Raw genomic sequence first — 13,152 nt, forward strand, 5'->3', positions numbered from 1 at the left:
GCCGGCGTCGGCGGGTGAAGCCGAATCCGGTCGGGGGGAGACGTGCACCTTCACCGGCGGCCGGTCGGTGATCAGTGACCGGCGCCGCGCTCCTCACGGATCTGGGAGACCACATGGGCCACCGTCTGCCGGACCTCCTCAGTCTCCGTGAGGAAGTGCCAGTAGTCGGGGTGCCGGCCCTCCAGCGTGGTGATCGCCCGTTCCAGCCGCGCCACCGCGTCGTCCAGCGGCCGCGCATGGCGGGGGTCCGGCGTGTTGCGGCCGGCCATGGCCAGGCGCTGGGCGTCCCGGATGGCGAAACGGGTGCGCTCGATCTCCTGCTGGGGGTCCTTCTGCACGGCGTTCAGCTGCCGCAGGCGGTCGCCGGCGGCCGAGACGGCCTCGTCGGTCGCGTTCAGCAGTGCCCGTACCGTCGACAACAGGGCGGTGGCGTCCGGCCAGCGCTGTTCGTCGCGGGCACTCTGGGCCTCGGCCAGTTTCCGTTCGGCCTGCCGGACCGACTCGGCGGCCTGGTCGGGCACCTGCTGGAGGTCCTGCCAGCAGGCGGCGGTGAATCGGCGTCGCAGCTCGCTCAGTACCGGTTCGACCTGCTCGGTGCGGGTGGTCAGGGCCTGGGCGCGGGTGCGCAGGGAGACCAGCCGGTGGCCGATCTCGGCGGCGCGTTCGGGCAGCCGCTCGGCTTCCGCGCGGACCGACTCGGCCTCCCGGGTGACCCGCTCGGCCCGCTCCAGGGTCTGGGGCACGCCGTGCTGTCCGGCGCCCTGGTTCAGCCGGGTCAGCTCCGGGCCGAGGGCGGCGAGCCGGGCGGCGAGGTCGTCCGCGTTCAGCCGGGACTCGCGTGCCGTGTCCAGGGCGTTGGAGGCGGCGAGCAGCGCCTGCCGGGCCCGCTCGACGGCGGGCGCCAGCCGGGCCAGCTGGGTCTCGGCCTTGCCGAGCAGGGGGCCGAGTCCTTGGGCGAAGCGGTCCAGCTCCTGTTTGACGCGGCCGAGCTCGGTCTTGGCGGCGGTCAGTTCGGTGCGGGCGCGGGAGGCGGCCGACGCCTCCAGGTCGTCCCGGTCCAGGTCGTGGGCGTCGACGGCGTTGATGTACTGGTGGCTGACCTCGTCGATGCGCCGGCCGAGCGCCTCGAAGTCGCCGACCGCGCGCCGGGCGGCGGCGGAGGAGTCGACGGCCGCGATCGTCTCCACCGAGATCCGCAGGTCCCGCTGCGCGGTGTCCAGCTCGTAGAAGGCCGCCGCGGCGTCGTCCTTCGCGGCCTGTGCCTCGGCCCGCTGGCTCTCGGCCCGCCCGCCGAACCAGCGGCGCGTGCCGCCTCCGGTGAACGCGGCGGGAAGCGCGAGCGCGACGAGGACCGGCAGGCCCACGAGGGTGAGCACGTCACGGACCGCGCCGGGCGTGCGGCGGCGGATGGAGTGGTGAGGCAGGCGCCGCGCGCGCGGCACCATCGGCGAGTCCGGCTGCGATGGTGTCGCCGTCACATCCCTCTCCCGTGTCGTCCGTCCTGCCCGGGTTCATTCTCCCACCCGTTAGGGACGAACACACGGGCCGGTCAGTTCGCGGTTCGGACCGTGACTTTGCCGTCCTGGGTCCGCGCGTTCACCACGTGGGCGCTGGTGTCGTCCCGGGGCACGGACACGTCGACCGAACCGTCGTCGCTCTCGGCGGACACCTTGTACGTGTCGCGGGGCAGGGCGACGCTCACGGAGCCGTCGTCGCTGCGGGTCTCCACCAGGTCCGGGACGTCGCGCAGATCGAGGCGGACCGAGCCGTCCTTGGTGGACGCCTCGATGCGGCGCGAGGAGACGTCCGCGCGCAGCGATCCGTCGTCGCTGTGCAGTTCCAGCGGCCCGGTGGTGTCGCTGACGCGGACGGACCCGTCCGCCGTACGGATCTCCAGCGCGTCCCGGAAGCCCTGCGCCCGCACGCTGCCGTCGTCGGTCTCCACCTTGACGGCGATGCCACGCGGCACCTCCACGCGGTGCTTGCCGGCACAGTCGGCGACCACGCCGGAGCAGTGCGTGCGCAACTTCAGCCGGTTGCCGTCCTCCATGGTCCAGGTGACCTCGGGGTCGGAACCGAGGACGACCGAGCCCTGGAACCACCGCGTCACCTCGACCTTGCCGGCGGCATTGCCGTCGGCGGCGACGACCTCCAGGCCGGAGTCGTCGGCGTCGATGGTGAGGGTGTCGCCCCGGAAGGAGAAGGTCCGGTGGTCGGGGTCCTTGTCGTCCTCCGCGGAGGTGCAGGCACTGAGGCCCGCGACGAGGACGGCGACGGTACCGGCGGCGGCGAGTGCGCGGACCGACGCGCGGGCGGACGCGTGGGCGGACGCGCGGGCCGGAAGGATACGGCGGGACATGACGGTTCCCCCAAGGACGGACGACGAGGCGCCGCCGGGTGATTCCGCGGAGCGGGGCCCGGCGCGGCGAGGCTCTTCGAGCGTATGGAGCGGCGGGCCCCGGCGGGATCCGGGCCACTCCCGGATCGGGGGTGGGGTTAACCCCCGCCCGGTGTGACGGGAGGCCGGCGCCAATGCGATTGCCGGGCAGCGCCCTGTGCCATGTACGCTGTCCACTCGTCCTGGGTGCGTAGCTCAGGGGTAGAGCGCCTGCCTTACAAGCAGGATGTCGGCGGTTCGAAACCGTCCGCGCCCACCAGGACCGGCGCCGCTGTCGTCGGTGCGAGGCCCTCGGAGAATGCTCCGGGGGCCTTTCGCGTGCGCCCGCTCGGCGCGCTCCGCACGGTGCCCTGCCGGTGCGGGGTCTTCTCAGTCTTCTCAGGCGTCTTCGGGCGGGGTCTCGGGGGCCGGGGCGGAGTGTGCGCGTTTCAGTTCCGAGCGGGCGGTCACCTGGTCGGGGCCGGTGATCTGCGACCAGTAGCGATGGGTGCTGACGAACACGGCGAGTTCGCGCTCGCGCCGTCGGAGCTTCTCCACCTCGGCCTGTTCGTCCGCGGACCAGCCGGGCGAGGCCGGGCGTTCGACCTTGCGCCAGCCGTTGTCGTCGCTGAAGCCGTCGAGTGGTTCGACGGACCAGGGCAGTCTCTTGAGCAGGGCCGACAACTCGGCCCGGACCTGATGCAGTTCCTCCTGACCGGCGAGGAGGTCACTGGGGAAGTCATAGGTCGTAGCCACGATCCAATGATACGCCTGTTCGATTTTGAGGCGCGCGTTCCCTTCAGTGGTTCACGCGAATGAGTGGCCCCCGCCGGGGCAGACCCCTGCCCTACCGTCAACTACCTCCCCCTGAAGGGGGGAGGCTTGCAGGCAGAGAGGAACGTGGTGCTGTTGTTCCCCTGTGGGACCCTGCGTCCGGAACGCCTATGGCGTTCTGGGGTGGTTGACTGCGCCCCGCTGCCACGCGGCATCGGCCCGGTGGGCGATGTTGCGGGAGCCGTTGTGGTCCGCGTGCAGGACGATCCCGCAGGACCGGCACACGAACCGTGCCTGTGTCACCCGGTTGGTGCGGTGGGTGTGCCAGCACTCGGAGCACTGGCGGGAGGTGTTGCGCGGGTCCACATGGACCACGGCGACACCCGCCCGCCTGGCCTTGTACTCGACAAAGGCGCCGAGCTGGGCGAAGGCCCAGGAGTGCAGTCGTGCCAGCTCCAGAAGAAGCGCACCAAAAGCGCGGCTCGTGTCCTCAAGCGCCAGCGGCGCAAGGAAGCCCGGTACGCCACCCAGCGCAACCACATCATCGCCAAGAAGCTCGTGCATACTGCTGAACGCACCTCGCGGGGTATCGGTCTGGAAGACCTGACCGGTATCCGGCAGAGGGTCACGGCCAGGAAAGACCAGCGTGCCGCGCAGGTCGCGCTTACGCTGCCGGTACCGGTTCACCTGACGGCTGGACATGATCCGGCCGTCCGAGGTGGTGGCGATGTTCACGATCCCGAGGTCCACCCCGAGGAAGCCGTCAGGCCCGGAAACCTCGGGTTCGGGGATGTCGATGGTGGCGATGAGGAAGAACATGCCGTCCCGCATCACCAGGTCGGACTCTCCCTTGCGCTGCGCGAGGAGCCGCATCGCCTCCGGGGAGCAGACGAACGGGATGCCCTTGAGCCGGCCGGCCACCGTCCAGACCGACACCGTCCTGGTGTCCAGGTTCCAGGTCAGCATCCGGTCGTCGAACGGTTGCGCCGACGTCTCACGGAAGCGGACCGGCTTCGACTCGGCCCTGATCCGTCGCTTCGAGCCCTCGGGGCCGTAGTTCCCGGCCCGAAGGTTCGCCTTGAACGTGGCGTAGGCGTCGCACACCTTCTTCACCGTGCGCACAGCGGCCTGTGCCCCGAGATCGAAGTCAGCCTTGATCCGGTGGTACACGGCCTCTTGCAGCACGTTCCGGCGCTTGAGGTCCTTCGCGAACGCCACCTGCGAGGCCGCGTTCGCGGCCCGGTTGCAGGCACGCAGGGTCGCCACCAATGCGTCCGCGTCATGCGCGGACGCAGGCAACAACTTCACCTGCGCGGTTATCTTCACGCAAATGACGCTAGTAACGCCTTGATCGGCGAGTCAACTCGTGGGCCTCTGCGGGCAGTCCGAGGTCAACGGCGATCCGCCCTGGCGGCGGACCGCCGCTCCTTGCCCTGCCCCGCAGGAGCTTCGATTCCTCCCCGCCCTAAAGGACGGGGCATCCTTGAAGGAGACAGGTGAAGAACATGGACGGCGTGGAAGAGCGGGCCGGTGGTGAAGGGGACTGGGTGTGCCTGGTGCCCTGGGCGGAGGGGGATCTGTGCCTGCTGCGCAGGACCAACGCCCCCGAGATGACCGCGCACCTGGGCGGCCCGGAGACCGAGGAGCAGCTCGCGGTACGGCACCGGCGCTACGTCGGGTTGGAATCGGGGCGGATGTACAGGGTCACGCTGGCGGACGGCGGCGAGACCGTCGGCTCGATCGGGTACTGGCAGCGGACCTGGCGGGGCGCGGAGGTCTGGGAGACCGGGTGGGCGGTGCTGCCGGAGTTCCAGGGGCGGGGGCTGGCCGCGCGGGCCGCCCGTGCCGTGGCGGAGGCCGCCCGCGACGCCGGTCCGCACCGGTATCTGCACGCGTTCCCGAGCATCGACCACGCCGCCTCCAACGCGGTCTGCCGACGGGCCGGCTTCACCCTGCTCGGCCAGGCCGACTTCGAATACCCCAAGGGCCACTGGATCAGGTCGAACGACTGGCGGGTGGACCTGAAGAGAGGAGACTGAGGCCATGTGCCGCAGCATCAAGACACTGCGTCCGCCCGCGCTCCCCGAGGAGGCCACCGAGGACGAGATCAGGGCCGCCGCCCTGCAGTACGTTCGCAAGGTCTCCGGTTTCCGCGCGCCGGCCGCGCACAATCGCGAGGTCTTCGAACGGGCCGTGGAGGCCGTCGCGGGCGCCACGGCCGAGCTGCTCGCCGACCTGGAGGTACGGGGAGGCGCCGGTGCCCGGCGGGCCTCGTGACCTGTGCCCGTGACGTGTGACCCGTGACCTGTGACTCGGAGTCGTGACCGATGGGTCGTCGCGACCCCGGCCCCGGCGTCCGCTACGACGCCTCCCGCGCCCCGGGCTGGCGGCGCATCAGGTACGCCGCCACCGCGCCCGCGCCGAAGAGCGCCGCCAGGGACACCCCCGTCGCCAGCCAGGTCGCGCCCAGCCACTGACTGCCGAAGTAGCCGAGGGCCACGCTGTACAGGGCCCAGGCGAGTCCGGCGAGGGCGGACCAGGGGAGGAACTCGCGGATCCGGCGGTGCGCGGTGCCGGCGACGAGGGAGACCACCGAGCGGCCGGCGGGGGCGAAACGGGCCAGTACGACGAGGGCGCCGCCCCCTCGGGCGAGCGCTCCGCCGAGACGTTCCTGCGCCGTCGTCAGCCGACGGGAACGGGCGATCGCGCGGTCCAGACGCGGCCCGCCGCGCCACGCGAGGCGGTAGACCGCCAGGTCGCCGAGGACGGAGGCGGTCGCCGCGCACAGGACCAGGAGCAGGATGTCGGGCACGTCCTGCGGGACCCGTCCGGCGGCCGCCGCGCCCGAGCCCGCTGCCGCCGCCGTGGCCGCCGCGATCACCAGCACGCCGCTCGGCAGCACCGGCAGGAAGATGTCGAGGAGCACGGAAGTGGCCACCAGCACATAGATCCATGGGCTGCTGACCAGCGAACCGATGCTTCCGAGACTCTCGACCACCACAACTCCCGTTACTCCCCCGTGGGCCGGGCCATGCCGCAGGACGCGGGGACGGCAGGAGCGGCCGATGACAGCCATACAGCGTACGCCGGGGGTGTGACAGGCGGTTCACAGGGGGCTTGGGTGTTCGGCACGGAACGTTCACCAAGAGGAGGCCGTCACGTCCCCGGGCCCTCCGGGGACGTGGAGGCGGATCAGGCCGCGACCGGGGTCTGCCGCTCCGTGGCCGCCTGCTCCGGCTCGGACGCGCGCCGGGCGAAGAGCCGGTCGAGCCCGAAGGCGCCGGAGCCGGTGAAGGCGAGCAGCAGGAAGGCCCAGCAGAACATGGCCGAGGCCTCGCCGCCGTTCTCCATCGGCCACAGGGCGCCCGGCTGGTGCACCTTGAAGTACGCGTAGGCCATGGAGCCCGAGGAGACGAGCGCGGCGGCGCGGGTGCCGAGTCCCAGCAGGACGAGGCCGCCGCCGACCAGCTGGATCACGGCGGCGTACCAGCCGGGCCAGGTGCCCGCCTCGACCGTGCCGCCGGTGCCGGAAGCGCCGCCGAGGACCCCGAAGAGGGAGGCGGCGCCGTGGCAGGCGAAAAGCAGGCCGACGACCATGCGGAACAGGCCGAGGGCATAGGGCTGAGCGCTGTTGAGGCGTCCGGACATGTGGGGGGTGCTCCTTCGGTCGGGCCGGCCCGGGACAGGGGCCGGTGGGGACGGAACCGAGTGGGCTGCCCACGTTAGGTGAGCCTAATGAGTACTTGCAAGTTCAACATTTGGCCATAACGTGGCGGGCGGTCACTGTCCCGTCGTGGCGCATCCCGCAGGTGGGAGCGCTCCCACGCTCAGGCCGAGGCCTGTTGGCATGACTGAATCCATACCCGGCCCCGCCCTGGTCCTACGCCAGCTCCCGGTCCGTGATCATCCGCAGGGCGGTCGTCCCGTCGCGTTCCGCCCGGGCCTGCTCGAGCCGCAGCCGGGCCGACCGCCCCCGCAGCGTCAGCGTCATGATCTGGTTGCCGAACCACGGGCCGCCGGTTTTGCGCCAGCCGACCGCCGGCTCCGCGCAGCGCCCGTGCCGGGCGACGCGCCGCCCGAGGGCACGCGCCAATGCGCTCCAGCCGAAACGGAAGCCGAGCCGGATGGAGATCGGGACGGAGTTGTGGACGGGGGAGCAGGTCAGCTGCGCGACGTGCGCGTCGGGTGCGCGCCCCGGCCAGGACGGTTCGGCCACGTAGGCGTGGTGGACGTCGCCCGACAGCACGCTCACCGTCGCGGGCGCCCCGGGCCCCGTACCGGCCTCGGCGATCAGGTCCCCGAGGGCGTCGAACGAGGACGGGAAGGCCGACCAGTGCTCCAGGTCGGCGCCCCGCCGGATCCGCTCCCCGAGCCGCGCCCAGCGCGCGCCCCGCTCACCGGCGCACATCGCTGCGTTCCACGCCTCCACGTCGTGCACCAGGTGAGGCAGCAGCCAGGGCAGGGAGGTGCCGATCAGCAGGTGGTCGTAGGCGCCCTCCCGCTCGCCGACGCGCGCACCGACCGTCGCACCGTCGCCCGCGCCTGTCTCCGCGTGGTCGCTCGCGTCCGTACGCTTACCCGCGCCCGTCTCCGCGTGATCGCTCGCCTCCGCACGCTTACCCGTGCCCGTCTCCGCGTGGTCGCCCGCGTCCACCTCCGCCCCGCCGCCCCGCCCGTCGAGGATCTGCTCGCGCAGCCAGGCGGCCTCGCCCGGGTCGAGCATCGCGCGGCGGTCCTCCTTCAGGACGCGGGCCGCGCGGGAGTCCACCATCAGCAGCCGTACGCGGCCGAAGTCGCGCCGGTAGCTCCAGCGGACGGAGGCCGGGTCGGCGTCGGCCCGCGCGGCGAACGTGCGCAGCACGTCGGTGCCGTCGGGGATGTCGCGGACGGCCGCGTAGAGGGGGTCGGTGGCCAGCTCCGCGGGGGAGAGGTTGCCGAGTTGCTGGTACACCCAGTAGGACATCAGCCCGCTCAGCAGCCGTTCGCGCCACCAGTCGGTGGCCCGCATGTCGGCGAGCCAGGCCTCTGAGGTGTTCCAGTCGTCGATGACGTCGTGGTCGTCGAAGATCATGCAGCTGGGCACGGTCGACAGCAGCCAGCGCACCTCGGGGTCGAGCCACGACTCGTAGTAGAGGCGGGTGTACTCCTCGTAGTCCGCGACCTGGGCGCCGGGAGGGTCGGCGAGGTCGCGGCGGCCGGAGATCCAGCGGCGCGTGGCGTCGGAGATCTCGTCGGCGTAGACCTGGTCGCCGAGCAGGAGCAGTACGTCGGGGCGCGCGCCCTGGGGGTCGGCCGCGATGCGGGCGGAGAGGGTGTCCAGCGCGTCCGGCCCCACCGGATCGTGGCCGCCGGCCGGGGGCGCGGCCCAGCGGCAGGAGCCGAAGGCGATGCGCGCGCCCGCGTCCGCCGGGGACGTGGCGATGACGGAGGGCGGGAAACGGGAGTCGGGCGGCGGCCACACGCGCGCGCCGTCGAGGAGCACCTCGTACTCGGTCGCCGTGCCGGGTGTCAGGCCGCTCACCGCGACCAGCGCGTAGTGGTGGCCCGCGATCTGGAACGTACGGGTCGTGCCCGTGGCGCCGTCGGCGCAGCGCACCTCGGCGGTGCACGGCCGGTCGCTCTCGACCCACACGGTCGCGCACGAGCCGTCGGTGTATCTCAGCAGTGGTCCCAGGCGCAGTCCGGCCATGGTGATCCCCTCCTCCGTCGCCCCGTACGGTACGGAACGACGGAGGCCGGCGGGGAGGTTCCGCGCCGAACGCGCGCCGGACCCGCGGCGGACGGTGGATCAGCAGTTCGCGAGGTGGCCCCGCAGCGCCGACTTCTCCGCGGAGTCGACCGAGAGGTCGTAGTAGTACTTCACCTGGACCCAGGCGCGGACGTACGTGCAGCGGTAGGCGCTGCGCGAGGGCATCCAGGTGGCGGGGTCCTGGTCGCCCTTGGACTGGTTGACGTTGTCGGTGACCGCGAGGAGCTGGGGGCGGGTCAGGTCGTTGGCGAAGGACTGGCGCCGGGAGGTGGTCCAGGAGCCGGCGCCGGAGTCCCAGGCCTCGGCGAGCGGGACCAGGTGGTCGATGTCGACGTCGGAGGCGGCGGACCAGGTGGCGCCGTCGTAGGGGGAGTACCAGCTGCCGCGGGTGGGGTAGCAGGAGGTGTCGGTGGTGACGCCCGAACCGTCGCGCTTGAGGACGGTCTCGCGGGTGTTGCAGTTGCCGGACTGGGAGATCCAGTGCGGGAAGAGGTCGCGGTCGTAGCCGGTGCGGCTCTCGGTCTCCACGGTGAGGGAGGCGAGATAGGTGCGGGCGGTGGCGGCGCTGACCGGGGTGGGGAGGGCGGCGGAGGCGGCCGGGCCGTTGAGCAGCCCGGCCGAGGCTATGAGCCCGGTGAACGCGGCGAGGAAACCGAGCCGTCGACGCGCGTAGAACTTCGGCATGCGAACTCCCTTGGAGTGTGGGGGTGTCGGGACGCGAGCAGGGGAATGCTCACGGCGCCGCATGGCGCACAGGTGTGCGGCCGGTAAGAAGTTAGTGACGTGTGCATGGCGCGTCTACGGGTGCGGCAGGACTCGTGACGGAGCGGTCCGGGACTTTCGACCCTCGGGCCCGCTCGCGGGGGTCGCGTACTATGGACGGCGCAGAAGGGGAGTAGCTCTTCGCCGGACCGTCGACACACTGCTCAGCTCGCCTGAGCCGGCGCCCGGAGGCAGGTCTCGTGCGCGAGCCCGGCCAGCGAGACCTTCGGCAAGCAGTGCACGCCCGTGCCGTACGGCGGGGGCGATCCGTGTGCTGCCGTGCCGAGGTGTCCGCAGCGCAGGAGCAGCCAGGACCAGCACTCTCGGCGGGGCGGCCCCGACCGATAGAGGATCCCTTGATCAGCCTGACCGTGACGGCAGTCGTCTTCGGCGTCGTCTTCCTCGCCGAACTGCCCGACAAGACCGCGCTCGCAGGCCTCGTCCTCGGCACCCGTTACCGGGCCTCGTACGTCTTCGCCGGCGTGGCCGCCGCCTTCCTCCTGCACGTCGTGCTCGCGGTCGCGGCCGGCAGTGTGCTGACCCTGCTGCCGCAGCAGATCGTGCACGCGATCACCGGCGTGCTCTTCCTGGGCGGCGCCGCCGTGCTGCTGATGAAGAAGGACGACGAGGACGAGGAGATCCGCAAGCCCGAGGACCAGTCCTTCTGGAAGGTCTCCGGCGCGGGCTTCATGCTCATCCTGGTCGCGGAGTTCGGCGACCTCACGCAGATCATGACCGCGAACCTCGCGGCCCGCTACGACGACCCGCTCTCCGTCGGTCTCGGCGCGGTGCTCGCGCTGTGGGCGGTGGTCGGGCTCGGCATCGTCGGCGGGAAGGCCCTGATGAAGCGGGTTCCGCTGGCGCTGATCACGAAGATCGCCGCGCTGCTCATGCTGGGTCTGGGCGTGTGGAGCCTGTGGGAGGCGGTCGCCGGCTGAACGGTTCGTGAACGTTCCTGCGGGGCGGTGGCGCGACCCCCGACCCGTTTTGTACCGTAGAGAAACAAAGTGGCTCCCGCCCGTTCTCCCTGACCGGCGGGCGGGGCCGCCTTGTTTCCTCCCCGCGCTTTGGAGTCTGCCGATGACGGCCACCGCCACCACCGTTCTCACCACCCGTGCCCTGCTGCTGGACATGGACGGCACCCTCGTCAACTCGGACGCCGCCGTCGAGCGCGTCTGGCGGCGCTGGGCCGGCCGGCACGGGCTGGACGGCGACGAGGTCATGAAGGTCGTCCACGGGCGCCAGGGCTACGCCTCCATGGCGCTGCTGCTGCCGGACCGGCCCATGGAGCAGAACCACGCCGACAACGCGCGCATGCTCGCCGAGGAGACCGCCGACACCGAGGGCGTCGTCGCCATCCCGGGCGCGCCGGAGTTCCTGGCCTCGCTGCGCGGCCTGCCGCACGCCCTGGTGACCTCGGCCGACGTGCCGCTGTCCACCGCGCGGATGGCCGCCGCCGGGCTCTCCCAGCCGGACGTCCGGGTCACCGCCGAGTCGGTCGGTGCCAGCAAGCCGGACCCCGAGGGCTTCCTCAAGGGCGCCGCCGAGCTGGGTGTCGAGCCCGCCGACTGCATCGCCTTCGAGGACTCCGGCGCCGGTATCGCCGCCGCCCGCGCCGCCGGGATGCGGGTCGTGGGCGTCGGCCCGCGCGCCGGTCTGCACGGGCCGGACGTGGTCGTGGAGGACCTGACGCGGGTGCGGGTGGAGGCCGGCGCGGACGGCTCGCTGCGGCTGCACATCGGCTGACGGCCGGTTGTCCATCGGCTGACGGGCGGCGGCCCATCGACGGGTGGCCGCACGCATCGGCCGACGGCCGGCCACGCGCCCGCGGCGGCCGGCGGCCATCTGCTGACACACGCACGATGAACGAGGCGGCCGGCGTAATGCGAGCGTCGGCCGACGCACGACGTCGGCTCGCGCAGGACGTCGGCTCGCACAGGACGAGGGCCGGCTGCCGTACGAGGAGCACGGTATCCGTACGGCGAGCACAGCTTCCGTATGGCGAGCACGGGCTGCCCCGAGTGAGCCGCGGGGCCGCTCCCGCGGCGCCCGGCCGGGCGCGGGCTACGGCTCGCACAGGATGAGCGTCGGCTGCCGTACGACGAGCACGCTGCCGTATGGCGAGCACGGCGTCCGTACGTCGAGCACGGCGTCCGTACGTCGAGCACGGTGTCCGTATGGCGAGCACGGCGTCCGTACGGCGAGCGCGGGCTGCCTGCCCCGAGTGAGCCGCGGGACCGTTCCCCTGGCGCCCGGCCGGGCGCGGGTTACGGCTCGCGCGTCTCCGACTCCAGCATGCGCCGGGTGTCCTGCCCGTAGACGCCGAGCTCGTCGGAGCGGACGCCGCGGGCCCACTGGTAGGTCCGGACCGCGTCCTCGACCTGGTGGCTGTAGTTGCCGTTGATGTCGCCGTTGTAGAGGTACAGCTGGGTCAGCCGCAGTTGCAGCTCGGCCACCTCGGCGCCCCGGTCGCCGCGGTGCAGCGTGGGGCCGCCGTCGTGGCCCTGGTCGCGGTCGCCGTCCTCGGACTCCTGTGTGGGCGCGTCGGGAGGGGTGGTCGCGGCGGACGGTGACGTCTCGGCCGACGGGGACGGCGGCGGCGGGGCGCTGGACGCCGACTGTGACGCGGACGGTGAGGGCGACGGACTCGTGCTCGTGGACGTCGACGCGGACGGGGACGGCGACCCGGAGGTCTCGGAGGCGGACGGCGAACTCGACGCGGGAGCGGTGGACGCCGCACTGGCCGACGGCTCCGGCACGCTCGCCCTGACCTCCTCCGGCAGCGCGCCGTCCCGCGAGGGCGACTCGTAGGCGAACAGGCCGCTCGCGAACCCGGCGGCGCCCACCACGACCACGACCGCCCCCACGGCACTGAGCAGCACGCCCCGGCGCCGCCCGCGACGCCCGCCGGTGCCGTCCGCGCCGGGCTCCGCCGGCGTGGCGGGCGCGGTGGCCGAGGAGGCCGACGTGTCGAACAGGCGCAGGTCGTGCGCGCGGGGCGCACCGGTCGAGGGCACCAGCGGCGTGGGCAGTACGGAGGTCGCGTCCGTGGCCGCGACCGGCGGCTGCCCGGCACCGACGGGGCGCAGCGTCATGGTGGCGTCGAGGTCCGGCGCGGTCGGTGCGGCGGGTGAGGTGGGTACGGGCGGAGGCGTCGCGTCCTGCGGAACCGTGGGCTCCGGCGCCCCGTCGGCAGAAGCCTCTCGCGGCGGCGACCCGCCCGTGTCGTCCAGCTCGACGTACGGACGTATCCGCAACGGGTCGAAGTCCTCCGCCGCTGCCGCCTGTGCCGTACGCGCGTCGCGCAGGGCGTCGGACGCTCGCGTTCCGCAGGCGCAGGCGGGCGTGTTGTCCGCCTCCCTGGGTGTGCCGCACTCCGGGCACGAGTGCCCGGAGGAGGCTCGCTCCCGCTTCGCCTCTCCCTGCCGTTCCGGCTGTTCCCGCTGCTCCAACGCGCTCGTCCCTCCCCTCGCGACTCCCCTCGCGAACT

At 72.7% G+C, this 13,152-nt stretch carries 13 protein-coding genes and 1 tRNA gene; 5 read left to right on the plus strand and 9 right to left on the minus strand.

Annotated elements, in window-relative coordinates:
* Window positions 1-71 precede the first annotated feature (71 nt).
* Both KUM03_RS27370 and KUM03_RS27375 read right to left on the minus strand, forming a co-directional pair.
* The gene (locus KUM03_RS27370) at window positions 72-1,478 is read right to left on the minus strand and encodes a hypothetical protein (protein WP_217252342.1); all 1,407 of its coding nucleotides are present in this window, start codon (window positions 1,476-1,478) and stop codon (window positions 72-74) included.
* Window positions 1,479-1,549: 71 nt separating this feature from the next.
* The gene (locus tag KUM03_RS27375; RefSeq protein WP_217252344.1) at window positions 1,550-2,359 is read right to left on the minus strand and encodes a DUF4097 family beta strand repeat-containing protein; all 810 of its coding nucleotides are present in this window, start codon (window positions 2,357-2,359) and stop codon (window positions 1,550-1,552) included.
* Window positions 2,360-2,582: 223 nt separating this feature from the next.
* Between KUM03_RS27375 and KUM03_RS27380 the strand changes: the two genes are divergently transcribed.
* Window positions 2,583-2,657, plus strand: a tRNA-Val gene (locus KUM03_RS27380).
* Window positions 2,658-2,776: 119 nt separating this feature from the next.
* On the opposite strand, the gene KUM03_RS27385 is transcribed toward KUM03_RS27380, so the two are convergent.
* Together KUM03_RS27385 and KUM03_RS39085 are read right to left on the minus strand one after the other, a co-directional pair.
* On the minus strand, window positions 2,777-3,133 hold the full coding sequence (locus KUM03_RS27385) for a hypothetical protein (RefSeq protein WP_217252346.1): 357 nt from the start codon (window positions 3,131-3,133) through the stop codon (window positions 2,777-2,779).
* Window positions 3,134-3,319: 186 nt separating this feature from the next.
* Window positions 3,320-4,477 (minus strand): zinc ribbon domain-containing protein, encoded by a 1,158-nt coding sequence (locus tag KUM03_RS39085; protein WP_217252348.1) that lies wholly within the window; start codon window positions 4,475-4,477, stop codon window positions 3,320-3,322.
* Between the two features lie 179 nt (window positions 4,478-4,656).
* Here KUM03_RS39085 and KUM03_RS27395 point away from each other — a divergent pair, with 179 nt between their 5' ends.
* Together KUM03_RS27395 and KUM03_RS27400 are read left to right on the plus strand one after the other, a co-directional pair.
* The gene (locus KUM03_RS27395; protein ID WP_217252351.1) at window positions 4,657-5,190 is read left to right on the plus strand and encodes a GNAT family N-acetyltransferase; all 534 of its coding nucleotides are present in this window, start codon (window positions 4,657-4,659) and stop codon (window positions 5,188-5,190) included.
* 4 nt (window positions 5,191-5,194) lie between these two features.
* Window positions 5,195-5,428 (plus strand): DUF2277 domain-containing protein, encoded by a 234-nt coding sequence (locus KUM03_RS27400; RefSeq protein WP_073722681.1) that lies wholly within the window; start codon window positions 5,195-5,197, stop codon window positions 5,426-5,428.
* A gap of 82 nt (window positions 5,429-5,510) precedes the next feature.
* Here the strand turns inward: KUM03_RS27400 and KUM03_RS27405 are convergent, their stop codons facing one another.
* The 4 genes from KUM03_RS27405 to KUM03_RS27420 form a co-directional block, all read right to left on the minus strand.
* Window positions 5,511-6,149, minus strand: a complete 639-nt coding sequence (locus tag KUM03_RS27405; protein WP_217252353.1) for a DedA family protein — start codon at window positions 6,147-6,149, stop codon at window positions 5,511-5,513.
* A 194-nt stretch (window positions 6,150-6,343) separates the two neighbouring features.
* Window positions 6,344-6,799 carry a DoxX family protein gene (locus KUM03_RS27410; RefSeq protein WP_217252355.1) on the minus strand — a complete coding sequence of 152 codons (456 nt, stop codon included), beginning with the start codon at window positions 6,797-6,799 and terminating at the stop codon, window positions 6,344-6,346.
* Window positions 6,800-7,031: 232 nt separating this feature from the next.
* Window positions 7,032-8,840, minus strand: a complete 1,809-nt coding sequence (locus KUM03_RS27415; protein WP_217252357.1) for an alkaline phosphatase D family protein — start codon at window positions 8,838-8,840, stop codon at window positions 7,032-7,034.
* Window positions 8,841-8,939: 99 nt separating this feature from the next.
* Window positions 8,940-9,584, minus strand: coding sequence for an HNH endonuclease family protein (locus KUM03_RS27420; protein WP_217252359.1), 645 nt, complete (start codon window positions 9,582-9,584; stop codon window positions 8,940-8,942).
* A 434-nt stretch (window positions 9,585-10,018) separates the two neighbouring features.
* On the opposite strand from KUM03_RS27420, the gene KUM03_RS27425 reads away from it, so the two are divergent.
* Together KUM03_RS27425 and KUM03_RS27430 are read left to right on the plus strand one after the other, a co-directional pair.
* The gene (locus KUM03_RS27425) at window positions 10,019-10,600 is read left to right on the plus strand and encodes a TMEM165/GDT1 family protein (RefSeq protein WP_217252362.1); all 582 of its coding nucleotides are present in this window, start codon (window positions 10,019-10,021) and stop codon (window positions 10,598-10,600) included.
* A gap of 142 nt (window positions 10,601-10,742) precedes the next feature.
* Window positions 10,743-11,408, plus strand: a complete 666-nt coding sequence (locus KUM03_RS27430) for an HAD-IA family hydrolase (protein WP_217252364.1) — start codon at window positions 10,743-10,745, stop codon at window positions 11,406-11,408.
* 521 nt (window positions 11,409-11,929) lie between these two features.
* Here the strand turns inward: KUM03_RS27430 and KUM03_RS27435 are convergent.
* On the minus strand, window positions 11,930-13,114 hold the full coding sequence (locus tag KUM03_RS27435) for a peptidoglycan-binding protein (protein ID WP_217252367.1): 1,185 nt from the start codon (window positions 13,112-13,114) through the stop codon (window positions 11,930-11,932).
* Window positions 13,115-13,152 lie beyond the last annotated feature (38 nt).

It is taken from the genome of Streptomyces sp. AC602_WCS936 (assembly GCF_019049125.1).
GTDB lineage: Bacteria > Actinomycetota > Actinomycetes > Streptomycetales > Streptomycetaceae > Streptomyces.

What these genes read in the sequence shown, in the direction of transcription:
- KUM03_RS27375 (WP_217252344.1), bottom strand. Translation starts at nt 2,359, where the DNA reads ATGTCCCGCCGTATCCTTCCGGCCCGCGCGTCCGCCCACGCGTCCGCC.
- KUM03_RS27395 (WP_217252351.1), top strand. Translation starts at nt 4,657, where the DNA reads ATGGACGGCGTGGAAGAGCGGGCCGGTGGTGAAGGGGACTGGGTGTGC.
- KUM03_RS27400 (WP_073722681.1), top strand. Translation starts at nt 5,195, where the DNA reads ATGTGCCGCAGCATCAAGACACTGCGTCCGCCCGCGCTCCCCGAGGAG.
- KUM03_RS27410 (WP_217252355.1), bottom strand. Translation starts at nt 6,799, where the DNA reads ATGTCCGGACGCCTCAACAGCGCTCAGCCCTATGCCCTCGGCCTGTTC.
- KUM03_RS27415 (WP_217252357.1), bottom strand. Translation starts at nt 8,840, where the DNA reads ATGGCCGGACTGCGCCTGGGACCACTGCTGAGATACACCGACGGCTCG.
- KUM03_RS27420 (WP_217252359.1), bottom strand. Translation starts at nt 9,584, where the DNA reads ATGCCGAAGTTCTACGCGCGTCGACGGCTCGGTTTCCTCGCCGCGTTC.
- KUM03_RS27430 (WP_217252364.1), top strand. Translation starts at nt 10,743, where the DNA reads ATGACGGCCACCGCCACCACCGTTCTCACCACCCGTGCCCTGCTGCTG.